We start from the raw sequence: 24,824 nt of genomic DNA, 5'->3' as shown, positions 1-24,824 counted from the left end.
CGCGCTCAGGCCCCGGCGGTGTGCGCGCCCTCGAGCTCGTCGGCGTGGCGGATGTGCCGCGTGACCCACGGCGCGAGCGCGAACAGCGCGAGCGCGAACACGAGGGTGATGGCGCCGATGCCGCCGAAGTACGCGGTGTCGGAGGCACCCTCGGTGACCTGCACGACCTGCGCGGTGATGGCCTGCCCGGCGGCGGGCGCGAGGAACCACAGGGCCATCGCCTGGGACCGGAACGCCTTCGGCGCGAGCAGGGTCGTCGCGGCGAGGCCGACCGGCGACAGGCACAGCTCGCCGAGCGTCTGGATCACGTAGACGAGCACGAGCACCCACGACGGCGCCTTGCCGTCGCCGACGACGGCCGACGCGGCCGCGAGGAAGAGGAACGACACCGACGCGAGGGTGAGGCCGATCGCGAACTTGTTGGCCGTCGTCGGGCGGTCGCCCGTCTTAAGCCAGATCCACGCGAACACGGGCGCGAGGACGATGATCGACAGCGGGTTCACCGACTGGAAGAACTCGGGGCTGATGCCCACGCCGAAGAACGTCAGGTCGGTGCGGTCCTTCGCGAACGCCGAGAGCGTCGTGGCCGCCTGCTCGAAGATCATCCAGAAGAGCATCGCCGCGACGAACAGCGGGATGTACGCGATGACGCGCGGCCGCTCGGCGTCCGTCACGCGCGGCGAGCGGTACATGACGATGAAGTAGGCGATCGGCGCGAGGAACGCCAGGTAGGACATCGTGTCGATGAAGGTCGAGATCTCGAACCCGCCGGCGACGAGGACGGCGACCAGACCGACGAGCACCACGCCGCCCGCGATGAGGAGGAAGATCCGCGCGATCTTCGCGCGCTCCTCGGGGCGGACGGGGTTGGGCACGTGCGCCCCCGCCTCGCCGAGGTAGCGCCGGCCCGCGACGAAGAACACGAGCGCGACCGCCATGCCCACCGCCGCGACGGCGAAGCCCGCGTGGTACCCGCCCCAGGCGCGCGCGGCGCCCACGAGGAACGGCGCGACGAACGAGCCGAGGTTGATGCCCATGTAGAAGATCGAGAAGCCCGAGTCGCGGCGCGGGTCGTCGCGCGCGTACAGCTCGCCGACCATCGACGACACGTTCGGCTTGAGCAGGCCGGTGCCGAGCGCGACGAGCGCGATGCCCACCATCGAGAAGCCCGCGCCGGGGACCGTGAGGCTCACGTGCCCGGCCGCGATGATGATGCCGCCGTACAGGACGGAGCGCCGGGACCCGATCACGCGGTCCGCGAGCCAGCCGCCCACGACGGACAGCAGGTACACGCTGGTGCCGTAGATCGACACGAGCGCGAGGCCCGTCGTCTCCCCGATGCCCAGGCCGCCGTTCGCCACGGTGTCCGTGAGGTAGAACAGCAGGATCGCGCGCATCCCGTAGTAGCTGAACCGCTCCCACAGCTCGGTGGTGAAGAGCGTCAGCAGCCCGCGCGGGTGCCCGAAGAACGCGTGGTCCCCGACGATGGCCCCCGCCGCGGGGCCCTCGGCGGCCCCTACACCGGCCGCGGTACCCGGCCCGAGGGGCGGCGCCCCGGCCTCCGGCTCGGTGCGCGCCTCGCGTTCGAGGGCGCGGCGTCGCGCGTCGTCCTGCTCTCGTCGGTCGTCACCACCCATCCTGCGATGCTCCCACCGGCGTGCACCGCCTGCGACCGTTAGCGTGGCCGGATGCCGACGCTCTGGTGGTGCCGCCGCGACCTCCGCCTCGCCGACAACCCGGCCCTCGTCGCGGCGGTGCAGGCCGCCCGGGACGCGGACGACGAGGTCGTCGCGCTCTACGTGCTCGATCCCCGCCTGTGGGGCGCCGCGGGCGACCCGCGCCGCGCCTACCTCGCGCGCAGCCTCGCCGCGCTCGACGAGGCGACGGGCGGCCGGCTCGTCGTCCGGCACGGCGACCCGCGCGCCGTCGTGCCCGCCGTCGCGCGCGAGGTCGAGGCGCGCGAGGTGCACGTCGCGGCGTCGTTCGAGCCCTACGGCGTCGCCCGCGACGTCGCGGTCGAGGAGGCGCTGCCCGACGCCGACGCGCACCTCGTGCGCACCGGCTCGCCCTACGCCGTCGCGCCGGGGCGCCTGCGCACGCGCACCGGGACCCCGTTCCAGGTCTTCACGCCGTTCCGCGACGCGTGGGTCGAGCACGGCTGGCGCGACCCGGCGCCGAGGCCGCGCGACGTGCCGTGGGCCACGCTCCGGTCGGACGGCGTCCCCGCCGACCCCGGTACCGACGCCCGGCTCCCCGCAGCGGGCGAGGCCGCGGCGCGACGGCGCTGGCGCGACTTCCTCGCGGACCACCTCGCGGGCTACGCGACCGAGCGCGACCGCCCGGACCGGCCCGCGACGTCGGGCATGTCGGTGCCGCTGAAGTGGGGCGAGCTGCACCCGCGCACGCTCCTCGCCGACGTGCGGAGCGCCCTGCACGACGGCTCCGCGCCGTCCGACGACGCGCTCGCCTACCGCTCCGAGCTCGCCTGGCGCGAGTTCCACGCGGACGTCCTGTTCCACCACCCGGGGGCCGCGCAGCGGTCGCTCCGGGACGTCGTGCCCGAGGACGCGTGGGCGGAGGGTGCCGCCGAGGACGCGTACCTCGCGGCGTGGGCCGAGGGCCGCACGGGCTACCCGCTCGTCGACGCCGGGATGCGCCAGCTCCTCGGCGAGGGGTGGATGCACAACCGCGTGCGGATGGTCGTGGCGTCGTTCCTCGTCAAGGACCTGCACGTGCGGTGGCAGCGCGGCGCGGAGCACTTCATGGCGCACCTCGCGGACGGCGACGTCTCGCAGAACCAGCTGAACTGGCAGTGGGTCGCCGGGACGGGCCGCGACGCCGCGCCGTACTTCCGCATTTTCAACCCCGTCACCCAGGCGAAGAAGTTCGACCCCGACGGCTCGTACGTGCGCCGGTGGGTGCCGGAGCTGCGGGAGGTCGAGGGCCGGGCGGTCCACGAGCCGTGGACGCTGCGCGAGCTGCCGGCCGGGTACCCCGAGCGGATCGTCGACCACGCCGTCGAGCGGAAGGTCTCGCTCGACGACTTCGAGCGGGCCCGGCGCGTCTGACGCCTCTTTCTCAACCAAAGGGTTGACGACTCTCCGAGTGCGGCGTAGCGTCGTTGTCAACCGATGAGTTGATGACCGGACGCCGCACCCCGGCGCCCCACGAGGAGGTCCCGTGACGGCCGACCCGCTCTCCCGCGTGTTCTCGGCGCTCGCCGATCCCACGCGCCGCGACATGGTGGCCCGGCTCGCGTCGGGAGACGCCAGCGTCGGCGAGCTCGCCCGGCCGTACGACATGTCCGTCCAGGCGGTGTCCAAGCACCTGCGCGTGCTCGAGGACTCCGGCCTGGTGACCCGCACGACGGACGCCCGGCGCGCCCCCGTGCACCTCGAGGCGGAGGTGCTGGACCTCATGACGAAGTGGATCGAGCGCTACCGGCGCGAGGCCGAGGACCGCTACCGCCGCCTCGACGACGTCCTGCGCGACCTGCCCGACCGACCGGGCACCACCGAGAACGACCCGACGACAGGAGCAGCACCATGACCACCACCGGCACCCACGAGACCGAGATCGTCGTCCCCACGGACCTCCCGATCGTCCGCATCGTGCGCGAGTTCGACGCGCCCGCGGCGAAGGTCTTCCGCGCCCACCTCGACCCGGAGCTCTTCGCGCGCTGGAACGGCCCGCGCTACCTCACCCAGCGCAACGAGCTCTGGGACGTGCGCACGGGCGGCGCGTACCGGTACGTCCAGGTCGACCCGGACGGCAACGAGTACGCGTTCTTCGGCAGCGTCCACGAGGTGCGCCCGGACGAGCTCATCGTCCAGACGTTCACGTTCGAGGGCTTCCCCGACGGCGTCTCGCTCGACCGCCTCGTGTTCGAGGACCTGCCCGACGGCCGCAGCCGGCTCACCGCGACGTCGCTCGTCGACTCGTTCGAGGGCCGCGACGGCTTCGTCGCGAGCGGCATGGAGGTCGGCGTGCGCGAGGGCTATGAGCAGCTCGACGAGCTCCTCGCGCAGTCCTGACCCCACGCCCTCCACCCCGCCGAGGTAGAGCCCTGGTCCGCCGAGGTAGAGCCCTGGTCCGCCGGGGTAGAGCCGTGGTCACGACCACGGCTCTACCCTGGGCGACCACGGCTCTACCTCGGCTGACCCGGGCTCTACCTCGCGCGCGACGAGGGGCGGCACCCACCAGCGGTGCCGCCCCTCGTCGTGCGCGGGTCAGGTGGTTCCCCGTGCCCGGCCCCCGCGGCCGGGCACGGGAGTCTCAGCCCCTCACGCGTCGCCGCGCGAGAGCAGGCGGCCCGTGGGGCGGTCGAGGGTGATCTCCTCGCCCCGCAGGTACGTCGCGACGACGGCGCCCGAGAGCGCGCGGTCGGCGTACGGCGTGATGGGGTTCTTGTGGTGCAGGGCCTTCGGGTCGACGACGAACGCCGTGTCCGGCTCGACCACCGCGAGGTCCGCGTCGAAGCCGAGCGCGATCGAGCCCTTGCGCCGCAGGCCCGCGACGGCCGCCGGGCGAGCCGACATCCACTCGACGACGCGCGCGAACGGCACGCCGCGCGTCCGCGCCTCGGTCCACACGATCGCGAGCCCGAGCTGGAGCGACGACACGCCGCCCCACGCCGTCCCGAAGTCGCCCGTGTCGAGCTCCTTGAGGTCGGGCGTGCTCGGCGAGTGGTCCGAGACGATGCAGTCGATCGTGCCGTCGAGCAGCCCCTCCCAGAGCAGCTCGCGGTTGTCGATCTCCCGGATGGGCGGGCAGCACTTGAACTGCGTCGCGCCGTCGGGGATCTCCTCGGCCGCGAGCGCCAGGTAGTGCGGGCACGTCTCGACCGTGAGGCGCACGCCCTCGCGCTTCGCGCTCCGGATCATCGGCAGCGCGTCCGAGCTCGACAGGTGCAGCACGTGCGCGCGCGCCCCGGTCCAGCGCGCCGCCTCGATCACCGCGGCGATCGCGACGTTCTCCGCGCCGCGCGGGCGCGACGCGAGGAACGTGTCGTAGTGGTCGCCGTGCGGGGTGGGCGCCCGCTCGATCGCGCGCGAGTCCTCGGCGTGCACGAGCATGAGCCCGTCGAAGTCGGCGAGCAGGCGCAGGTCGGCCTCCAGCTCGTCCGGCTCGAGGTACCCGAACTCCTCGACCCCCGAGTGCAGCAGGAAGCACTTGAACCCGAACACGCCCGCGTCCCACAGGGGCCGCAGCTCGTCCGCGTTGCCGGGCACGGCGCCGCCCCAGAACCCGACGTCGACGAACGCCTGGTCGCGCGCGACCTTCTGCTTGGTCTCGAGCGCCTCGACGTCGACCGTCGGGGGGATCGAGTTGAGCGGCATGTCGACGATCGTCGTCACCCCGCCCGCGGCGGCGGCCCGCGTCGCGGACGCGAACCCCTCCCACTCGGTGCGCCCCGGCTCGTTCACGTGCACGTGCGTGTCGACGAGCCCGGGGACCAGCACCTGGTGCGGCCCCAGCTCGACGACGCGCGCGCCGTCGAGCCCCGCGCCGAGCGGCTCGATCGCGCGGACCACTCCCCCGACGACACCTACCTCGCGCGGGTGCTCGCCACCGGCGACGAGCACGCGCTCGCCGCGCACGACGAGGTCGTACTCGTGCCCGCGACCGCTCACCTCACCCGTGCCCATCGCGCCCTCCGTCATGTCTCCTGCTCCCTGGGTGCGGCGTGCTCAGTCGAGCAGCGCGGTGGCGGTGGGGGCGTCCTCGGCCGAGATCGCGAGGTCCTCGAACTCGTTGACGCCCGTGATCTCGACGCCCATGGCGATGTTCGTGACGCGCTCGAGGATGACCTCGACCACGACCGGCACGCGGAACTCCGCCGCCATGGCCTGCGCCTTCGCGAACGCCTCGCCGAGCCCCTCGGGGTCGGTCACGCGGATCGCCTTGCAGCCCAGGCCCTCGGCCACCTTGACGTGGTCGACGCCGTAGCCGCCCAGCTCGGGCGAGTTGACGTTCTCGAACGAGAGCTGGACGTGGTAGTCCATGTCGAAGGCCCGCTGCGCCTGGCGGATCAGGCCCAGGTAGGAGTTGTTCACGACGACGTGCACGTACGGCAGGTTGAACTGCGCGCCGACCGCGAGCTCCTCGATCATGAACTGGAAGTCGTAGTCGCCCGAGAGCGCGACGACCGGCTCGTCCGGCACGGCCTTCGCGACACCGAGCGCCGCCGGCCCCGTCCAGCCGAGGGGCCCGGCCTGGCCCGCGTTGATCCAGTGCCGCGGCTTGTACACGTGGAGGAACTGCGCGCCGGCGATCTGCGAGAGCCCGATGGTCGTGACGTAGCGCGTCTCGGGGCCGAAGGCCTTGTTCATCTCCTCGTACACGCGCTGCGGCTTGATGGGGATCTCGGTGAAGTGCGTCTTGCGCTGCAGCGTCCGCTTGCGCTCGGCGCACTCGGCCGCCCAGCCCGCGTAGTCGCGCGCACGGCCGGCGTCGCGGCGCTCGCGCGCGACCTCGACGAACAGCTCGAGGGCCGCCTTCGCGTCCGACACGATGCCGTAGTCGGGCGCGAACACGCGACCGATCTGCGTCGGCTCGATGTCGACGTGGACGAACGTGCGGCCCGCGCGGTACGTGTCGAGGCCGCCCGTGTGGCGGTTGGCCCAGCGGTTGCCGATGCCGAGCACGAAGTCGGACGCGAGCAGGTTCGCGTTGCCGTAGCGGTGCGACGTCTGGAGACCGGCCATGCCGGCCATGAGCGCGTGGTCGTCCGGGATGACGCCCCAGCCCATGAGCGTCGGGATCACGGGGACGCCGAGCGTCTCGGCGAGCTCGACGAGCAGGTCCTCGCCGCCCGCGTTGACGATGCCGCCGCCCGCGACCAGCAGGGGACGCTCCGCCGCGAGCAGCAGGTCGATCGCCTTCTCGGCCTGGGCGCGCGTCGCCGTCGGGCGGTGCACGGGCAGCGGCTCGTAGGTCGCCGGGTCGAACTCGATCTCCGTGAGCTGCACGTCGATCGGCAGGTCGACGAGCACCGGGCCCGGGCGGCCCGAGCGCATGAGGTGGAACGCCTGCTGGAAGACCTGCGGCACCTGCCCGGCCTCGAGGACGGTCTTGGCCATCTTCGTCACCGGAGCGGCGATGCTCGCGATGTCGACGGCCTGGAAGTCCTCCTTGTCGAGCTTGGCGACCGGCGCCTGGCCCGTGATGCAGAGCATCGGGATCGAGTCGGCCCACGCGGCGTAGAGGCCGGTGATCATGTCGGTGCCCGCGGGGCCCGACGTGCCGATGCAGATGCCGATGTTCCCCGGCTTCGCGCGGGAGTAGCCGTCGGCCATGTGCGACGCGCCCTCGACGTGGCGGGCGAGCACGTGGTCGATGCCGCCGTGCGCGCGCATCGCGGAGTAGAAGGGGTTGATGGCGGCGCCGGGCAGGCCGAAGGCCTGGGTCGCGCCCTCGATCTCGAGGATCGCCACTGCGGCGTCCACCGCACGCATACGAGGCATGGTTTCTCTCCTTGCTGGAGGTGACGTCGTCGTCAGGGGGAAGGTCAGGAGCCGTCGCGGCCGGACAGGCGCTCGACGCCGCGGAACAGGCCGGAGTGGTCGAGGCCGCCGTCGCCGTTCGCGCGGGCGGAGGCCATGAGCTGGGCGACGAGGCCGCCGAGCGGCGCGACGACGCCCGCCTCGCGGGCCGCGGCGGTGACGATGCCGAGGTCCTTGTGGTGGAGCTCGATCCGGAAGCCGGGGCCGAAGTCGCGGTCGAGCATCTTGCGCGCCTTCTGGTTCAGCACCGCCGAGCCCGCGAGGCCGCCGCCCAGGACCTCGATCGCGGCATCGGTGTCGACGCCGTAGGCCTCGAGGAAGACGACCGCCTCGGCGAGAGCCTGGATGTTCGCGGCGACGATGAGCTGGTTCGCGGCCTTGACCGTCTGGCCGGAGCCGTTCGGGCCCACGTGCACGACCGTCTTGCCGACGACGTCGAGGAACGGCTTGGCTGCCTCGAAGTCCTCGGGCGTGCCGCCGACCATGATCGACAGCGCGGCGTTGATCGCGCCCGGCTCGCCGCCCGAGACGGGGGCGTCGACGATCCGCAGGCCCGCGTCCTTCGCCTGCTGCGCGAGCGCGACCGTGACGTCCGGGCGGATCGAGGAGAAGTCGACGACGAGCGCGCCGGGCTTCGCGTTCGCGAGGACGCCGTCGTCGCCGGTGAGCACCGCCTCCACGTCGGGCGAGTCCGGGACCATGATCGCGACGACGTCGGCGCCCGAGACCGCGTCGGCGACCGACCCGGCCGCGCGACCGCCCGCCTCGACGAGCGGCGCGGTCTTCTCGGGGCTCCGGTTGTAGCCCGCGACGTCGTGCCCGGCGTTCTGCAGGTGGACGGCCATGGGGCTGCCCATGATGCCGAGTCCGATGAAGGCGATGGAGGCCATGGTGTGCTCCTCTGGGTGGTTCAGGTCGGGGGTCGGGGCGGCCGACGGACGCCGGCACGCGGCCGGCGGACGGCCGGGGGTCGCGTCAGCGCTCGGCGGCGGGAAGCCACGCGAACGGGTCGGCGGCCGCGGTCTTGTACTCGAGGCCGATCCAGCCGTCGTAGCCGCCGGCGCGCAGGTCCTTGGTCCAGCGCTCGATCGGCAGGTCGCCCGTGCCGGGCTCACCGCGACCGGGCGCGTCCGCGACCTGCACGTGCGCGATGCGACCGCGGTAGGTCGACAGAGCCGCGTCGACGTCGTCGCCGTTCACGGCCAGGTGGTAGACGTCGAACAGGAGACCGAGGTTCGTCTCGCCGTGGTCGGCGGCGACCCGGTCGATGACGCGCACGGCGTCGGCCGCGGTCTTCAGGGGGTAGGCCGGCGCGCCGCTCACGGGCTCGACGAGCACCGTCCCGCCGATGCGCCCGACGGCCCGCGCCGCGAGCGCGAGGTTCTCGGCGCCGAGCTCGTCCTGCGCCTCGGGCGTCTCACCCTCCTGGCGGTTGCCGTAGAGCGCGTTGAACGCGCGGCAGCCGGTGCGCTCCCCGATCGCGGTGACGACGTCGAGGTTCGCGCGCAGGTCGGCCGAGCGCGCGGGCCACGATACGAGCCCGCGGTCGCCGCCGGGCATGTTCCCGGCGTCGAAGTTCAGGCCCGTGAGCTGCACGCCCGCCGTCTCGATCGCGCCGACGAACGCGTCCACCTCGTCGCGGGCGGGCGTGGGCGACGCGAACGGCCACCAGAACTCGACGCCCCGGAACCCCGCCGCCGCGGCGGCGGCCGGCCGCTCGAGCAGCGGCAGGTCCGTGAGCAGGATCGAGCAGTTGACGGTGTACGTCGGTGCGGGGCTCATCGTCGTCTCCCTGGGTCCGTCCGCGTCTCGCTGCGTTGCGATTCCATTCTGCGGAACTTTTCTTCTGCTGTATGGAAGTGTAGACACCGTTCGTGCAGAGCGTCAACCGTCGAAGAGGCCTCGGTGCGACGTCCAGGCAGTCTGCGTTTCCCGTAGCTGGTGCGATGGGAAGCCCGTCAGCGGAGTCTCACGAGGGCGCGCAAGGCTGAACCTCTCCCAGGCCTCGGGTGCAGACCCTGGCGACGACGGTGGCAGGAGAGGGCGACGAACTTGGGCTCGCGCGCTGCTCTCGTCCGCTCTCACACGACCCACGAAGGCGGGTCGTGCGACGGCTCCCGTCTCCGGCGTGCGCGCTCGAGTCGCGCTCGGCGACGTTCAGACGTCATGCATCATCGGGATGGCGAAGGCGAGACGCGCTGCCGCTCGGTCAGGAGGTCAGGGGCCGGTCGCGGTGCTCTTCGAGGAGTGGGCGGGCGTGGCCTTCATGGAGGCGCAGAACGCGAGGCTCGACGGAGGCGCAAACCTCGTCGCTACAGGGACGTCCGTCGCCAGGCGGGATCGACGTGCGGCCTGGTCCTCCACGACGCATGACGGCGACCGGTCGGGACCGGGCCTGACTCACAGTCCCGTGGTACTCACTCCGTACTCGGCTTGCTCCGGCGTGAATCCTTCGAAGAGCAACTGGTCGACGAGACCGGCTCGCGAGAACGACGTCAAGTCGAGGTAGCTCGCCGCGCTCTCGGCCGCCTCCGCGTTCCAGTCAACGCCGCCCTCGGCCTCGAGTCGAGCGATGGCGAACTCGGCGTCGGCCGTGCTGAAACCCTCGAACTCGAGCTGCCCGATGAGGCCCGAACGCGAGAACCCCGTCAGGTCGAGGTAGCTCACGGCCGACCGGTACGCATTCTGCTGCGCGACCGACCCGATCCTCGCCGCTTCGGCAGCGGCCGCCTCAGCAGCAGCCGCCTCGTCAGCGAGTCGCTGCTCCTCCGCCAGCCGCTCCTCCTCGGCTTCCGCCGCCGCCGCTGCTTCCTCCTCGGCGAGGCGCTCGGCCTCTGCCTGCTCGTCCGCAGCGATCTCGTCAGCCGACTTCTCGCCCTGATCGGCACCTTGCGTCGTCGCGACGACAACGGGATCTTCGCCTGCGCCGCCATTCCCGCCGACCAGCGCCGCGATGGCGACGATGAGCAGGACCACACCGCCTGCTCCCGTCAGGAGCTTGTGCCGCGCAATCCAGGACTTCCCCTGTGCCGCTCCCGCGGTCTCGTCACCGGCACCGACCTTGGGAAGCACCCCTCGGGGATCGGGAGAACCGGACTCGGTGTCTTCGACCCAGAACCTCCACCCCTGCGGCGCGGGTCCCCATGCGGGGTCAGGCGACCAGCCTGGCGGCGGTGACCACCCTGCAGGAGGCGGCGGCCAGTTGGGCGGGGAGTTGTAGCGCGGTGCCATGAACACTCCATTGGTTCACGTGATCCGTTGCCTTACACCCCACTGTGGCACCGCCGACAGGCCGAGAGACGTTCGGAGCCGGATGATCTTCGCGCCGCGGCGGGTGAAAACACCCGAAGCACGACGAGGGCCCGGCTCCGCGTGCGGAGCCGGGCCCTGGTCATGCCCTCGTCAGGTCTCGTCAGCGCCGACGGTCGAGCTTGACCTGCCGGTTCACGTCCTTGTAGAGCAGGTAGCGGAACGGCTTGGGGCCGCCCGCGTAGCAGGCCTGCGGGCAGAACGCGCGGAGCCACATGAAGTCGCCCTCCTGGACCTCGACCCAGTCGCCGTTGAGGCGGTAGACCGCCTTGCCCTCGAGCACGTAGAGCCCGTGCTCCATGATGTGCGTCTCCGCGAACGGGATGGACCCGCCGGGCTGGAACGTCACGATGTTGACGTGCATGTCGTGCGCGAGGTCGTCGGGGTCGACGAACCGCGTCGTCACCCACACGCCGTCCGTGTCCGGCATCGCGCGCGGCTCGACGTCCTGCTCGCGCGTGACGAACGACGTCGCGGTGTGGCCCGGGATCGGCTCGTACACCTTGCGGATCCACTGGAACGCGGCCTTCGCGTCCGACCGGTTGTGCAGCGCCCACCGCTCCCCCGCCGCCAGGTACGCGTACCCGCCCGGCTCGAGCACGTGCTCGACCCCGGCGAGCGTGAGCACGAGCGTGCCCTCGGTGACGAAGACGACGGACTGCACGGTCTCCTCGTCCTCGCCCTGGTCCGACCCGCCGCCGGGCGAGACCTCCATGACGTACTGCGCGAACGTCGTCGCGAAGCCCTCGATCGGCCGGGCGAGCACCCACAGCCGGGTCTTGTCCCAGCCGGGTAGGTTGCTCGTGACGATGTCGCGCAGCACGCCGCGCGGGATCACCGTGTACGCCTCGGTGACGATCGCGCGGTCGGTGAGCAGCTCGGTCTGGCCGGGCAGGCCACCCTGCGGGGTGTAGTAGGGGGTGGTCTGGGTCATGGGGTCACTCCTCGAAGGTCGTGGCCGTGCCGGTGGCGGTGCCACGGCGGCCGGCGGGAAGGATGGGAGGGCGGGCGCTCAGCCCGCGACGGGCTGCGGCGCGCGCCCGGAGACGCGGACCGCGTCGAGCCCGGGGCGGTCGAGGCCGGTCGCGGTGCGGACCTCGGTCTCGGTGAGCGCGCCGCAGTCGACGCCGCGTCCGAGGAACCAGGCCATCGCCTTGGCCGTCGCCGGCTCGTCGAGGACGCCCCCGGCGTCGGGCACGAACCCGACGTACGCCGCGAGGCGCGCGAGCGCCGACGCCGCGCCCTCGCGGTAGAACGCGTACGTCGCGGCGAACCGGCTCGGGAGCTGCGCGGGGTGCAGGTCCCAGCCCTGGTAGTACCCGCGCTCGAGCGAGCGGCGCACGAGCCGCCCGTGCAGCCGCCACGCCGCGTCGACGGCCTGGGGGTCGCCGACGGGCAGGACGTTCGTCGACCCGTCCGACAGGCGCACGCCCGTGCCCGCGACGGCGAGCTGCATGACCGACTTCGCGTGGTCGGCCGCGGGGTGCTCCATCGACTGGTACGCAGCGGCGATGCCGAGCGACGCCGAGTAGTCGTACGTGCCGTAGTGCAGCGCCGTGACACGACCCGGCGCGGCGTGCACGAGGCGGGCGACCGTCGCCGTGCCGTCGGCCGCGAGCAGCGCCTGCGGCGTCTCGACCTGGACCTCGAACCGCAGGGTGCCCGGCTCGAGGCCGTTCGCGTCCTCGACGTGCTCGCACGCGCGCGCCATCGCCTCGACCTGCTGCGGCGCGGTGACCTTGGCGAGCGTCACGACGAACCCGTCCGGCAGGGCGCGGGCCTCGCCGGCCGCGGCGCGACCCGCGACGAGCTCCGCGACGAACAGCGCGAGGGTGCGCACGCCGCGTCGGCGCGTCGCCTCCTCGAGGCACTTGATGCGGATGCCCGCGAACGGCGTCGCGGTGCCCTGCGCCTCGGCCCGGACGAGCTCGCGCGCCGCCGCGATCACCGCGGCGTCCTCCGCCGCGTCGCCGCGGTCGCCGAACCCGTCCTCGAAGTCGATCCGGAGGTCCTCGATCGCCTCGACCGCGAGCTTCGCGCTCACGCGCTCCGCGACGGCGTCCGCGAGGTCGCCCCCGGCTCCCTCCCCGACGCCCAGCAGGTCCACGAGGCGACGGACGCCGCCCGCGCCGTCGACCGCCTCGCGCGCCTGGGCCGCCCACTCCGGCGCGAGGCCCGCCGCGTACCGGTCGCCCGGCACGTAGACGGTGTGCACGGGCTGGCGCGAGCCGTCGTCGCCCGGGTAGCGGGCCGCGAGCTCCGCGTCCCAGGGCGCGAGCAGCCCGTCGAGCGACGCGTGCAGCGCCGCGACGCCCTCCTCGCTGAAGCCGCGGACCGAGCCCGCCTCGGGACCGGCCGGCATCAGGACGCGTCCTGCTCGTGCGCGACGACGTCCTCGTACGCGGGCAGCGTGAGGAAGTCGACGTAGTGCTCGTTGAGCGCGATGTCCTCGACGAGCGCCGCCGCCCGGTCGTACGGCCCGGCGTCGTAGGCCTCGTGCCCGACGTCGTCCCGCAGCCGCGCGGTCTCCTCGCGCAGGAGCGTGCGGACCAGGTCCGCGGTGACGGTCGTGCCCGCGCTCTCGCCCGCGGTGAACGACGCGCCCGAGCGCACCCACTGCCACACCTGCGAGCGCGAGATCTCCGCGGTCGCGGCGTCCTCCATGAGGTTGTGGATCGCGACCGCGCCGTTGCCCGCGAGCCACGCCGCGACGTAGGCGACGGACACGTAGAGGTTGTTGCGCAGCCCCGCCTCGGTGACGTCGCCCTGCGCGGACGCCACGTCGAGGAGCTGGTCGGCCGTGACGTGGACGTCGGGGCGCTGCCGGTCGAGCTGGTTGGGTCGCTCGCCGAGCACCCCGTCGAACACCTCGCGGCACACCGGCACGAGGTCCGGGTGCGCGACCCACGACCCGTCGAAGCCGTCGCCGGCCTCGCGCTGCTTGTCGGCACGCACCTTCTCGAACGCCTGGGCGGTGACCTCGGGCTCGCGGCGGTTCGGGATGACGGCCGCCATACCGCCCATCGCGAACGCGCCGCGCCGGTGGCACGTCTGCACCAGCAGCTCGGTGTACGCGCGCATGAACGGCGCGGTCATCGTGATGGACCCGCGGTCGGGCAGCGTGAACGACGGCCCGGAGTCGCGGAAGTACTTGATCACGGAGAACAGGTAGTCCCAGCGGCCCGCGTTGAGCCCGGACGCGTGGTCGCGCAGCTCGTAGAGGATCTCGTCCATCTCGAACGCGGCCGGGATCGTCTCGATGAGGACCGTCGCCCGGATCGTCCCGTGCGGGATGCCGAGCGCCTGCTCCGCGTGCGTGAAGACCTCGTCCCACAGGCGCGCCTCGAGGTGGGACTCCATCTTCGGCAGGTAGTAGTACGGCCCGGAGCCGCGCGCGACGAGCTCCGCGGCGTTGTGGAAGAAGTGCAGCCCGAAGTCCACGAGCGCGCCGACGGCGGGCGTCCCGTCCACGGTGAGGTGCACCTCGTCGAAGTGCCAGCCGCGGGGTCGCACGACCATGACGGCGAGCGGGTCGCCGTCGGTCTCCGGGCGCAGCGCGTACTGCTTGCCCTCGGGCGACGTGAACGCGAGCGTGCGGCGCGTCGCGTCGTGCAGGGCGACCTGGCCGCCGACGACGTTGCTCCAGTGCGGCGTCGACGCGTCCTCGAGGTCGGCGAGCCAGACCTTCGCGCCCGAGTTGAGGGCGTTGATCGCCATCTTGGGCGTCGGGGGGCCGGTGATCTCGACGCGGCGGTCCCGGAGGTCCGCGGGCGCGCCGGCGACCGTCCAGTCCCCCGCGCGCACGTCGGCGGTCTCGGGCAGGAAGTCGAGGCGACCCGTGCGGGCGACCTGCTCGCGCCGCGCGGCCCGGGCGGCGAGCAGCTCGTCGCGGCGGGCGCCGAACCGGCGCTGCAGGTCGGCGACGAAGTCGAGCGCGTCCGGCGTGAGAATCTCGTCGGACCGCTCGACGGCGGGTCCGTGGACGGCGACGGCCGTGGTGGTGGTCATGGTGGTGTCCTTTCTGCGGGGCGGGCCGGGCTGACGAGGGTGCGTCAGGACCGGGCTGCCGACCCGACGTGGTGGCCCGACGTGCTGCTCTCCTGAGCCTGGCCCGCGCGGTCGCGCTCCGCGACCTCGGCGACGGCGCGCGCGACGGCCGTGGAGACGGCCGGCTCGAAGACGCTCGGGACGATGTAGCTCGCGCTGAGCTCCTCGGGCGCGACGGCGTCGGCGATCGCGACGGCCGCGGCGCGCAGCATCTCGTCGGTGATCTCGCTCGCGCCGACGTCCAGCAGGCCGCGGAAGAGGCCCGGGAAGGCGAGCACGTTGTTGATCTGGTTCGGGTAGTCGCTCCGGCCCGTGGCGACGACCGTCGCGTGCTGCGCCGCGGCGATCGGGTCGACCTCCGGCGTGGGGTTCGCCAGCGCGAAGACGATCGCGTCGTCGGCCATGGTGGCCACGTCGTCGCCCGTGAGGATGTTCGGCCCGGAGACGCCGATGAAGACGTCGGCCCCGGCCAGGCCCTCGCGCAGCGAGCCCGTGAAGCCGTCGGGGTTGGTCGTCTCCGCCAGGCGGCGGCGGTACTCGTCGGTGAGGCTCGCGCCGGGGTGGATCGCGCCCTGGCGGTCGAACGCGACGATGTTGCCCGCGCCCTGGCCCTGGAGCAGCGCGATGATCGCGTTGCCCGCCGCGCCGACGCCGGAGACGACGACGCGCACGTCCTCGATGGCCTTGCCGACCACGCGCAGCGCGTTCGTCAGCGCCGCGAGCACGACGATCGCCGTGCCGTGCTGGTCGTCGTGGAACACGGGGATGTCGAGCTCCTCGCGCAGGCGGCGCTCGATCTCGAAGCAGCGGGGCGCCGAGATGTCCTCGAGGTTGATGCCGCCGTACACGGGCGCGATGGCCTTCACCGTGCGGATGATCTCCTCGGTGTCGGTCGTGTCGAGGCACACCGGCCACGCGTCGACGCCCGCGAACTGCTTGAACAGCGCGGCCTTGCCCTCCATGACGGGGAGGGCCGCGGCGGGACCGATGTCGCCCAGGCCGAGGACGGCGGTGCCGTCGGTCACGACCGCGACCGTGTTGCGCTTGACCGTCAGACGGCGCGCGTCCTCGGGCCGCTCCGCGATGGCGAGGCACACGCGCGCCACGCCCGGCGTGTAGGCGCGGGCCAGGTCGGCGCGGTGGCGCAGCGGCACCTTGGGGTTGACCTCGAGCTTGCCGCCGAGGTGCATGAGGAACGTCGCGTCGCTCACGTGCCGCACGGTGAGGCCGTCGAGCGCGCTCAGCGCGTCCCGGATCTGCTCCACGTGCGCGGCGTCGACGGTGTCGGCCGTGATGTCGACGACGAGGCGGTCGGCGCCCGACTCCGAGACGTCGACGCCCGTGATCGCCGCACCCGTCGCGCTCACGGCCGCGACGAGGTCGCTCGCCGTGCGGTGACCGCTGGGGGCCTCGACGCGCAGCGTGATGGAGTAGCTCGGGCTGGTCGCGGCGTTCTTCGCCGTCGCGGCCTGCGTCTCCGGGGCCTTCGTCTCGGACGTCATGTTCGTTCCTTCTTCTCGTATGCTGATGCGTGTCTTCCGTGATGCGGAAGGGAGCGCGGGAGGTTCCCGCACTGCTCAGGCGAGGTGCGCCCGCCGTCGGGCGGCACCTGGTGGACAGGAGATGGTGAGATGGCCGAGACCTCGGCGGCGACGGAGCCGACGGAGAGCGCCCCGGGCACGCGGCCGGCGAAGCCGGCCGGGGGCGTGCAGTCTGTGGACCGCGCGATCGACCTGCTCGAGCTGCTCGCCGACTTCGGCGGCGAGTCCGGCCTGAGCGAGCTCGCGCAGCACGCGGGGCTCCCCCTGCCCACGATCCACCGCCTGCTGCGCACGCTGCTCGCCCAGGGCTACGTGCGCCAGACGCCGTCGCGGCGGTACACCCTCGGCCCGCGCCTCATCCGGCTCGGCGAGTCGGCGGGCCGCCAGCTCGGCGCCGGCGCGCGCCCCTACCTGGAGCGCCTCGCCCACGACCTCGGCGAGTCGGCGAACCTCGCGATGATCGACCGCGACATGGCGGTCTACGTCGCCCAGGCGTCGTCGAGCCACTCGATGCGCATGTTCACCGAGGTCGGACGGCGCGTCTACACGCACTGCACGGGCGTCGGCAAGGCGGTCCTCGCCCAGCTCCCCGACCAGACGGTGCGCGAGATCATGGGCCGCGTCGGCATGCCGCCCGCGACGGACCAGTCGATCACCGACGTCGACGCGCTCCTCGCGGAGCTCGCCGCGACCCGCGAGCGCGGGTACGCGATCGACGACGGCGAGCAGGAGCTCGGCGTGCGCTGCTTCGCCGTCGCGGTGCCCGACGCCCCGACCCCCACCGCGCTGTCCGTCTCCGGGCCCGCGGCCCGCGTGACGTACGAGTTCGGCGAGCACGCGGTCCCGGTGCTGCACCGCGTCGCGAGCGAGCTCACGCGCGAGCTCATCACCGCGGCGCCCTGAGGCGGGCGCGCCCTGCCGGGCCGCGGGGGCTCCGCGGCCGGGCAGGGCGCGTCCGTCCGTCATGACGCCTCAGCAGAACCCGGTGACGGTCGCCCAGGCACGCGGCTCGGCCGGGACGTCCTCACGCAGGACGGTCGCCTCGATGAGGCCGTACGGGCGGTCGGCCGCGTAGAAGACCTCGTTCGGGTTGTCGAGGCCGAACGGCGCCAGGTCCACGAGGAAGTGGTGCTTGTTCGGCATCGAGAACTTGATCTCCGCGATCTCCGGGACGGCCTCCAGGACGGCCTTGCCCATCGCGAAGAGTGTCTGCTGGAGCGCGAGCGAGTGCGTCGTCGCGAACGCCTCGAGCTGGATCGCGCGGACCTTCGCGTACACCGCGTCGAAGTCGACGTCGGTGGTCGTGTAGCGCCAGCGCGAGGTGACCGACGTCGCGAGGATGCGGTCGTCCGTCTCGACGAGCGTCGTGTAGCGGTCGCGCGGGAACCCGTGGAACTCCGAGCCCGTCGACTTGAGGACGACGAGGTCCGTGAGGCCCGAGACGACGAAGACCTCGTCGCCGTCGCGCTGCACGACCGTGGTGCGCGTCTCCTGGTTGTTGCGGACGAACGCGTGGTCGTGCTCGCCGGCCGAGGTCTCGATGCGGTTCCAGGAGTACTGCTCGATCTCCCAGCGCCCGCCCTCGATCCACTCGAAGTCCTCGACGAAGTGCTGCCCGAGGCGGATGGCGAAGTCCTCGATCGCGCCGACGCCGTCACGGGCGAACGCGTAGATCGTGTTCTTCTGCGTGTCCGTCGCGACGCACCGGGAGTTGTCCCCCTCGCGGTGCGTGGCCTCCTGCCCGCCCCTCAGCTGTGAGGAGACGTTGACGTCCGTGATCTCGTGCCGGGGCGTGGAGCGGTCGACGCGCACGAGGCGCACCTCCGCCTTGCCCCACTGGTTGTCGCCCAGGACGATGGCCCCGCTGCTCTGCGTGGCCGCCGACTGCTCGGCAGTCGTGGTGGTGCTCATGTCAGCTCCCTCGATAGGTCGAGTAGGCGAACGGGCTGAGCAGGACGGGGACGTGGTAGTGCTGCTCAGCGCTCGCCACCCGGAAGACGATGACGACCTCCGGGTAGAAGGACACGGTGTCTCGCCGGTCGAAGTACTCGGCCGTGTCGAACACGAGCCGGTACGTACCGGGGACGAGGGTCTCGGGCCCAAGCTGGGGCACGCGACCGTCGTCGTTCGTGCGGGAGGACGCCACCAGGGACCAGCCCTGCCCCGTCGTCCCCTCCGCGATCTCCGGAGCCGCCTCCAGGCGGACGGTGATCCCCTCGGCGGGCCTACCGCTGGCCGCGTCGAGTACGTGCGTGGTGATGTGGCTGGCGTGGGTGCTCATGCCGTCAGCATTCCCTTCAGCCGCAGCGCGGCGATCTCGCGCAGGTTGCGGGCGGCGTTCGCCCGCTCGGTCTCGGCGTCGTTGCCCAGCCGCTCGGTGAGCTGCTCGAGGATCTCCTCGGCGCTGCGCCCGGCGGCCCGGACGAGGAACACGTGGCCGAACCGCTGCTCGTACGCGCGGTTCCCCTCGGCGAGCCGGCGCGTCACGTCGTCGTCGGAGGTGTCGACCCCGGCCTGCTCGGAGCGCGACATGCTCGCGTCCGCGGCCTCCCCCTCGGCACGCTCGCCGATCCGGGGGTGGCGCGCCAGCGCGGAGTCGACCTCGTCGTCCGTCCACGGGTCGGCGGTGGTGAGCGCCGCCTCGACGGCGTCCTCCACGGTCGCGTACGGGCGACCGGCCGCGACCTCCTCGGCCCAGCGGTCCACGTGGGCGCACGCGAGGAGCGCGTCCCGCGCCTCGTCCGGCGACCACCGGTTGAACTCGTCCAGCGTCATCGCTGCGTTCCCTCTCGACGACCGGGCCGGGCGGCTCGACCGCCCAACCTTCGGAGTGGATTCCACATCTCGGAAGTTTGTTTCCGTCTTATGAATGTACGTCGTGGGTCGGGTGATGTCAACCACGGTGCGGTCCGGCCGCGCGTCGGTAGTCCTGTCGTCCGCCGCGAGCCGGAGCCGCTACGTTCCTGCCCCATGATCGACGACCTCTGGACCGGCCGGCGCTGGGAGCGGCGGCTGCGCACCGCCGGCGTGCACGCGCTCGTCGTCGTGCACGCGGGGACCACCGAGCGCACGTGGTTCCGCCGCCACGACGGAGCGGACCGCCTCGCCAAGCTGAACTCGGTGACGAAGAGCGTCACCGGCATCCTCGCGGGCTTCGTCGACGTCGACCTGTCGTCCTCGGCGCTGGCGCACCTGCCGCACGTGCCGGTCGACGACGAGCGCAAGCGCGCCATCACCGTCGAGCACCTGCTGGGGATGACGTCGGGGCTCGAGTGGCCGGAGTTCGGCGTCTGGCGCGGCTCGGCCCCGCCGCTCACCGCGAGCAAGGACCTGCTGCGCGCCGTCGTGGAGCGGCCGCTGGTCGACGAGCCCGGACGCACGATGTGGTACTCCACGGGGTCCTCGCACCTGCTCGGTGCGGTGCTCCACCGGCGCACGGGTCGCAGCGTCGAGCAGCTGGCGGAGGAGCACCTCTTCCGCCCGTCGGGCATCCGCCGCTGGCGCTTCTACGCGGACCGGAACGGCTACAGCCACGCGGGCAACGGGCTGTGCCTCCTCCCGACCGACCTCGCGCGCCTCGGGACCGCCGTGCTGCGCGAGGAGGTCGCGCCGCTCGACTGGCTGCGCGAGTGCTGGCGCCCCCGCACCCGGACCTACCCCTGGATCGGCGCGTACGGCTGGCACTGGTGGGCCGACCCGGACCTCGGCATGGTCTTCGCCCTCGGCCTGGGCGGCCAGCTCCTGGCGCTCTTCCCCGACCAGGAGCTCGTCGTCGTCATGACCGGTGGCACCTCCTTCGAGGGCACGCAGGACGGCGTGGAGCTGCTGCGCCAGGCGTACCGCGCCTGACGGGCGCGTCCGCGCGGCGAGGAGCTGGTGCAGGACGGGACGACGAAGGGCCCGGCAGCGGATGCTGCCGGGCCCTTCGTGCGGTCGTGCCCGCGGACGGCTCAGGACGCGCCGAGGCCCGCCCGGAACTCGTCCTCGAGGATGCTCATGACCGTCGCGTCCGCCCACCCGTCGCCGTCGCGGTAGACGTCGCGCAGCCGACCCTCCTCGCGGAAGCCCAACGACTCGTAGAGCATCCGGGCGCGGGGGTTGATGCTCAGCACGTCGAGGCTCACGCGGTGCAGGCGCGGTCCCTCGTGCCGGACGCCGTCGACGTCCGTCGACCCGTCGAACGCGAACCGCAGCACCTCGAAGATTGCCTCGCGACCGTAGCCGCGCCCGCGGTAGTTCGGGAGCAGCGCGAGCCGCAGGTTCGCCGAGCGCGCGTGCTCGTCGAGGTCGTTGAGCACGATCTCGCCGATCAGCTCGTCGCTCACCGGCTGCCCGTCACGCACCGCGCCCGGCGTGATGGCCCAGTCGTACCGGCCGTCCCGGTCGCTGACGGTCGCCACCCACTCGTCGATCTGCTCGCGCGTGAAGGTCGCCGTCGTCCCCGTGAGCCGGTTGGCCTCCGGGTCCTGCAACGACTCCCACATGCGGTCCGCGTCCCGCGCCTCGATCGGGCGCAGACGCACCATCTCTCCCAGGACGACCGGTCCGCGCGTCACGGCGGTCAGCCGATCCGCTCGAGGACGAGCTCGCGCACGCGGCCCGCGTCCGCCTGGCCGCGGGTCGCCTTCATCACGGCACCGATGATCGCCCCGACGGGCCCGAGGTTCCCGCCCCGGACCTTTTCCACGATGTCCGGCTGCGCGGCGAGCGCCTCGTCGATCGCGGCGAGCAGCGCACCGTCGTCGGAGACGACCTCGAGGCCCCGGGCGGTGACGACCGCCTCCGGGTCCCCCTCGCCGGCGAGCACGCCGTCGAGCACCTGGCGCGCGAGCTTGTCGTTGATCCGGCCCGCGTCGACGAGGCCCTGCAGCGCGGCGATCTGCGCGGGCGTGACGGGCAGCGCCTCGAGCGCCACCTCGTCCTGCTTGGCGCGGCGCGCGAGCTCCCCCATCCACCACTTGCGCGCACCGGCCGGGCTGGTGCCCGCGGCGACGGTGGCCTCGATGAGGTCGAGCGCACCGGCGTTCACGACGTCGCGCATCTCGGCGTCCGCGTAGCCCCACTCGCCCTGGAGCCGACGGCGGCGCGCGACCGGCAGCTCGGGGAGCCCCGCACGGATCTCCTCGATCCACTCGCGCGGCGGCGCGATCGGGACAAGGTCGGGCTCCGGGAAGTACCGGTAGTCCTCGGCGTCCGACTTCACGCGGCCCGACGTCGTGATGCCCGTGTCCTCGTGCCAGTGCCGGGTCTCCTGGATCACCGTGCCGCCCGCGTCGAGCACGGCGGCCTGGCGCGAGACCTCGTAGCGCACGGCCCGCTCGACGGAGCGGAACGAGTTGACGTTCTTCGTCTCGGTGCGCGTGCCGAGCGGCGACTCGGGCGTCGGGCGCAGCGAGAGGTTCACGTCGGCGCGGACGTTGCCGCGCTCCATGCGCGCCTCGGACACGTCGAGCGCCCGGAAGATGTCGCGCAGCGTCTGTACGTACGCGCGCGCGACCTCGGGGGCGCGGTCGCCCGCGCCCGTGATCGGCCGCGTGACGATCTCGACGAGCGGGATGCCGGCGCGGTTGTAGTCGACGAGCGAGTACTCGGCACCGTGGATGCGACCGGTCGCCCCACCCACGTGGGTGTTCTTGCCGGCGTCCTCCTCCATGTGCGCGCGCTCGATCTCGACGCGGAACACGGTCCCGTCCTCGAGCTCGACGTCGATCCACCCGTCGTAGGCGATGGGCTCGTCGTACTGGGACGTCTGGAAGTTCTTCGGGACGTCCGGGTAGAAGTAGTTCTTGCGCGCGAACCGGCACGTCTCGGCGATCTGGCAGTTGAGCGCGAGGCCGATGCGGATCGCATACTCGACGGCCTTGCCGTTGACGACCGGCAGGGCGCCCGGGAGCCCGAGCGAGACCGGGGTCACCTGGGTGTTCGGCTCGGCGCCGAAGCTCACCTCGGCCGGGCAGAACATCTTGGTCAGCGTGCCGAGCTCGACGTGCACCTCGATCCCGATGACGGGGTCGTAGCGGCGCGTGGCGTCGGCGTAGTCGACGAGGTCGACGGTCGTGGCGGTCATCCGACCTGGCCCTCCTGTGCGTTCGTGGCCGTGGGCAGCGCGGGCGCGCGGTCGAGCAGCGGGCCACCCCACGAGCCGACCAGGGCGGCCTCGAGGGCCGCGCCCACCCGGTACATGCGGTCGTCGGCCTTGGCCGGCGCGAGGATCTGGAACCCGACGGGCAGGCCGTCGTCCGACAGGCCCGACGGCACCGACATCCCGGGGACCCCCGCGAGGTTGGCGGGGATCGTCGCGACGTCGTTGAGGTACATGGCGAGCGGGTCGTCGAGCTTCTCGCCGAACCGGAACGCCGTGGTCGGCGCCGTCGGCGAGACGAGGACGTCCGCCTGCTCGAAGGCGGCGGCGAAGTCCCGCTGGATGAGCGTGCGGACCTTCTGCGCGCTGCCGTAGTAGGCGTCGTAGTAGCCGGCCGAGAGCGCGTAGGTGCCGAGGATGATGCGGCGCTTCACCTCGTCGCCGAAGCCCGCGCCGCGCGTGGCGGCCATGACGCGCTCCGCGGTCACGGGGCCCTCCTCGGGCTCCACGCGCAGGCCGAAGCGCATGCCGTCGAACTTCGCGAGGTTGCTCGACGCCTCCGACGGCATGATCAGGTAGTACGCGCCGAGCGCGTACTCGAAGTGCGGGCAGGAGACCTCGACGATCTCGGCGCCGAGCCCGCGCAGGAGGTCGAGCGACTGCGCGAAGCGCGCGCTCACGCCCTCCTGGTAGCCCTCGCCCGTGAGCTCCTTGACGACGCCGACGCGCAGGCCCGAGAGGTCGCCCGTGGCGCCCTGGACCGCGGCGTCGACGAGCGCCGGCCCGCGCCCGGGGATCGACGTGGAGTCGCGCGGGTCGTAGCCGCCGATGAGCTCGTGCAGCAGCGCGGCGTCGAGCACCGTGCGCGTGACGGGGCCCGCCTGGTCGAGCGAGGACGCCATCGCGATGAGCCCGTACCGGGAGACGCCGCCGTACGTCGGCTTGACGCCGACGGTGCCGGTGACGGCCCCGGGCTGACGGATCGAGCCGCCCGTGTCCGTGCCGATCGCGAGGGGTGCCTCGAACGCCGCCACCGCCGCGGCGGAGCCGCCGCCCGACCCGCCGGGGATCCGGTCGAGGTCCCACGGGTTGCGGGTGTTGCCGTACGCGGAGTGCTCGGTCGACGAGCCCATGGCGAACTCGTCCATGTTCGTCTTGCCGAGGATCGGCAGCCCGGCGGCGCGGATCTTCTCGACGAGCGTCGCGTCGTACGGCGGCACCCAGCCCTCGAGGATCTTGGAGCCGGCCGTCGTCGGCATGCCCTTCGTCACGACGACGTCCTTGACCGCGATCGGCACACCGGCGAGCCGGTGCACCGGCTCGCCCGCGACGCGGCGGTCGTCGACCGAGCGCGCCGTCGCCAGCGCCTCGTCGGTGTTGACGTGGAGGAACGCGTTGACCGCGCCCTCGACCGCGCCGATCCGGTCGAGGTGCGCCTGGGTGGCCTCGACGCTCGAGAAGTCGCGCGCCTCGAGCCCTTCGGCGAGCTCGGCCGCGGAGAGCCGTGTCAGGTCCGTCATCTCACTCCTCCCCGAGGATCTGCGGTACGGAGAACCGGCCGTCCTCCGCCGCGGGCGCGCCCGCGAGGACGTCCTCGACGGGCAGCGGCGGCTCGGGGATGTCGTCACGGAAGACGTTCGACATCGGGATCGGGTGGCTCGTCGCGGGGACGTCGGGCGTCGCGACCTCGCTGACCTTGGCGATGGCGTCGACGATCACGTCGAGCTCGCCGGAGAGCCGGTCCAGCTCCTCGGGTCGCAGATCGATGCGGGCCAGCGCGGCGACGCGCGCGACCTCGTCACGGGAGATGGTGGACATGCCCCCATTCTAGTGGGGACACGCGCCGTGGCCCGCCTCCGGCCGGCCCGCAGCCCGATCAGCCTGCGTCTGCCGGCGCTCGGTGGCGCAGCCACACCGCTCTGCCCGGCGTCCGGAGAAGCGTGGTGCGAGGTGCGCGCCCGGGGGCGCTGCCTCTGCTCCGGCTCGACGCCGGCACACCCCCCGCTCCGCGACGGCTCGGGCGGACGCCGGGGCCAGCGCCGACGCCGACGAGAGGGTCAGCCACGACGGGTTCGCCCCGTCGCGTGGTGTGGGGGTATGCGGAAATGCCGAAGGCCCACCCCGTGTGGGGTGGGCCTTCGGTGAAGGGTTGTCCGGCGGCGTCCTACTCTCCCACCCCGTCTCCAGGGCAGTACCATCGGCGCTGAAGGGCTTAGCTTCCGGGTTCGGTATGGGACCGGGCGTTTCCCCTTCGCTGTGACCGCCGTAACTCTGTTGAACCTCCTCGACACCGGGGCACCCCCTGGTGGGGGTGTGGTGTTGGTGGTTCGGGAACCGCAC

At 72.9% G+C, this 24,824-nt stretch carries 22 protein-coding genes and 1 rRNA gene; 5 read left to right on the top strand and 18 right to left on the bottom strand.

Annotated elements, in window-relative coordinates:
• Positions 1–5: 5 nt before the first annotated feature.
• Positions 6–1,637: a peptide MFS transporter gene (locus tag B8281_RS09795; protein ID WP_081600138.1), complete on the bottom strand. Its 1,632-nt coding sequence runs from the start codon at positions 1,635–1,637 to the stop codon at positions 6–8.
• Between the two features lie 51 nt (positions 1,638–1,688).
• Between B8281_RS09795 and B8281_RS09790 the strand changes: the two genes are divergently transcribed.
• From B8281_RS09790 to B8281_RS09780, 3 genes are all read left to right on the top strand, one after another.
• Positions 1,689–3,068 carry a deoxyribodipyrimidine photo-lyase gene (locus tag B8281_RS09790; protein ID WP_034652238.1) on the top strand — a complete coding sequence of 460 codons (1,380 nt, stop codon included), beginning with the start codon at positions 1,689–1,691 and terminating at the stop codon, positions 3,066–3,068.
• Between the two features lie 112 nt (positions 3,069–3,180).
• Complete coding sequence (locus B8281_RS09785; protein ID WP_043654229.1) at positions 3,181–3,549, top strand: helix-turn-helix transcriptional regulator; 369 nt, start codon at positions 3,181–3,183, stop codon at positions 3,547–3,549.
• Complete coding sequence (locus tag B8281_RS09780; RefSeq protein ID WP_085387610.1) at positions 3,546–4,034, top strand: SRPBCC family protein; 489 nt, start codon at positions 3,546–3,548, stop codon at positions 4,032–4,034. The genes B8281_RS09785 and B8281_RS09780 overlap by 4 nt, the downstream gene beginning before the upstream one ends.
• Before the next feature lie 249 nt (positions 4,035–4,283).
• Here B8281_RS09780 and allB read toward each other — a convergent pair whose 3' ends face one another.
• The 9 genes from allB to B8281_RS09735 form a co-directional block, all read right to left on the bottom strand.
• Entirely contained in the window at positions 4,284–5,663 is a 1,380-nt protein-coding gene (allB, locus tag B8281_RS09775; protein ID WP_085387609.1) for an allantoinase AllB, read from the bottom strand.
• 27 nt (positions 5,664–5,690) lie between these two features.
• A complete protein-coding gene (gcl, locus tag B8281_RS09770; RefSeq protein ID WP_021481125.1) occupies positions 5,691–7,466 on the bottom strand; it encodes a glyoxylate carboligase in 1,776 nt (591 codons plus the stop codon).
• Between the two features lie 44 nt (positions 7,467–7,510).
• Positions 7,511–8,395 carry a 2-hydroxy-3-oxopropionate reductase gene (locus B8281_RS09765; protein ID WP_085387608.1) on the bottom strand — a complete coding sequence of 295 codons (885 nt, stop codon included), beginning with the start codon at positions 8,393–8,395 and terminating at the stop codon, positions 7,511–7,513.
• An 85-nt stretch (positions 8,396–8,480) separates the two neighbouring features.
• The gene (locus B8281_RS09760) at positions 8,481–9,287 is read right to left on the bottom strand and encodes a hydroxypyruvate isomerase family protein (RefSeq protein ID WP_034652231.1); all 807 of its coding nucleotides are present in this window, start codon (positions 9,285–9,287) and stop codon (positions 8,481–8,483) included.
• Positions 9,288–9,905: 618 nt separating this feature from the next.
• Positions 9,906–10,481: an Ltp family lipoprotein gene (locus B8281_RS09755; protein WP_232322528.1), complete on the bottom strand. Its 576-nt coding sequence runs from the start codon at positions 10,479–10,481 to the stop codon at positions 9,906–9,908.
• 436 nt (positions 10,482–10,917) lie between these two features.
• Positions 10,918–11,748, bottom strand: a complete 831-nt coding sequence (locus B8281_RS09750) for a bifunctional allantoicase/(S)-ureidoglycine aminohydrolase (protein WP_021481128.1) — start codon at positions 11,746–11,748, stop codon at positions 10,918–10,920.
• A gap of 78 nt (positions 11,749–11,826) precedes the next feature.
• Positions 11,827–13,176 (bottom strand): aldolase/citrate lyase family protein, encoded by a 1,350-nt coding sequence (locus B8281_RS09745; RefSeq protein WP_085387607.1) that lies wholly within the window; start codon positions 13,174–13,176, stop codon positions 11,827–11,829.
• Positions 13,176–14,822, bottom strand: coding sequence for a malate synthase A (gene aceB, locus B8281_RS09740; RefSeq protein WP_085387606.1), 1,647 nt, complete (start codon positions 14,820–14,822; stop codon positions 13,176–13,178). The genes B8281_RS09745 and aceB overlap by 1 nt, the downstream gene beginning before the upstream one ends.
• A 44-nt stretch (positions 14,823–14,866) precedes the next feature.
• Entirely contained in the window at positions 14,867–16,363 is a 1,497-nt protein-coding gene (locus tag B8281_RS09735; protein ID WP_085387605.1) for an NAD-dependent malic enzyme, read from the bottom strand.
• Between the two features lie 129 nt (positions 16,364–16,492).
• Here B8281_RS09735 and B8281_RS09730 point away from each other — a divergent pair, with 129 nt between their 5' ends.
• Positions 16,493–17,305 (top strand): IclR family transcriptional regulator, encoded by an 813-nt coding sequence (locus tag B8281_RS09730; RefSeq protein WP_085387604.1) that lies wholly within the window; start codon positions 16,493–16,495, stop codon positions 17,303–17,305.
• Between the two features lie 69 nt (positions 17,306–17,374).
• Here the strand turns inward: B8281_RS09730 and pucL are convergent, their stop codons facing one another.
• Genes pucL through uraD form a run of 3 tightly spaced genes read right to left on the bottom strand, consistent with a single transcriptional unit; the run spans position 17,375 to position 19,177 of the window.
• Positions 17,375–18,313, bottom strand: coding sequence for a factor-independent urate hydroxylase (pucL, locus tag B8281_RS09725; RefSeq protein ID WP_051028101.1), 939 nt, complete (start codon positions 18,311–18,313; stop codon positions 17,375–17,377).
• A gap of 1 nt (position 18,314) precedes the next feature.
• The gene (gene uraH / locus B8281_RS09720; RefSeq protein WP_021480424.1) at positions 18,315–18,683 is read right to left on the bottom strand and encodes a hydroxyisourate hydrolase; all 369 of its coding nucleotides are present in this window, start codon (positions 18,681–18,683) and stop codon (positions 18,315–18,317) included.
• Positions 18,680–19,177: a 2-oxo-4-hydroxy-4-carboxy-5-ureidoimidazoline decarboxylase gene (gene uraD / locus B8281_RS09715; protein WP_085387603.1), complete on the bottom strand. Its 498-nt coding sequence runs from the start codon at positions 19,175–19,177 to the stop codon at positions 18,680–18,682. Before uraD ends, uraH begins: the two co-directional genes overlap by 4 nt.
• Before the next feature lie 195 nt (positions 19,178–19,372).
• Between uraD and B8281_RS09710 the strand changes: the two genes are divergently transcribed.
• Positions 19,373–20,251 (top strand): serine hydrolase, encoded by an 879-nt coding sequence (locus B8281_RS09710; RefSeq protein WP_170982161.1) that lies wholly within the window; start codon positions 19,373–19,375, stop codon positions 20,249–20,251.
• A gap of 101 nt (positions 20,252–20,352) precedes the next feature.
• Here the strand turns inward: B8281_RS09710 and B8281_RS09705 are convergent, their stop codons facing one another.
• From B8281_RS09705 to rrf, 5 genes are all read right to left on the bottom strand, one after another.
• On the bottom strand, positions 20,353–20,958 hold the full coding sequence (locus B8281_RS09705) for a GNAT family N-acetyltransferase (protein ID WP_034652222.1): 606 nt from the start codon (positions 20,956–20,958) through the stop codon (positions 20,353–20,355).
• 5 nt (positions 20,959–20,963) lie between these two features.
• Entirely contained in the window at positions 20,964–22,469 is a 1,506-nt protein-coding gene (gene gatB, locus B8281_RS09700) for an Asp-tRNA(Asn)/Glu-tRNA(Gln) amidotransferase subunit GatB (protein ID WP_021480421.1), read from the bottom strand.
• On the bottom strand, positions 22,466–24,004 hold the full coding sequence (gatA, locus tag B8281_RS09695) for an Asp-tRNA(Asn)/Glu-tRNA(Gln) amidotransferase subunit GatA (RefSeq protein WP_085387601.1): 1,539 nt from the start codon (positions 24,002–24,004) through the stop codon (positions 22,466–22,468). Before gatA ends, gatB begins: the two co-directional genes overlap by 4 nt.
• A 1-nt stretch (position 24,005) precedes the next feature.
• Positions 24,006–24,302, bottom strand: coding sequence for an Asp-tRNA(Asn)/Glu-tRNA(Gln) amidotransferase subunit GatC (gene gatC / locus B8281_RS09690; protein ID WP_021480419.1), 297 nt, complete (start codon positions 24,300–24,302; stop codon positions 24,006–24,008).
• Positions 24,303–24,635: 333 nt separating this feature from the next.
• Positions 24,636–24,752: ribosomal RNA gene (gene rrf / locus B8281_RS09685) — 5S ribosomal RNA — on the bottom strand.
• Positions 24,753–24,824: the final 72 nt, after the last annotated feature.

It is taken from the genome of Cellulosimicrobium sp. TH-20, from assembly GCF_002105775.1.
In the GTDB taxonomy this organism is placed as follows: Bacteria; Actinomycetota; Actinomycetes; order Actinomycetales; family Cellulomonadaceae; genus Cellulosimicrobium; species Cellulosimicrobium funkei.
The sequence above is the reverse complement of the archived record's forward strand: the minus strand, read 5'-3'. Positions and strand labels throughout refer to the sequence as shown.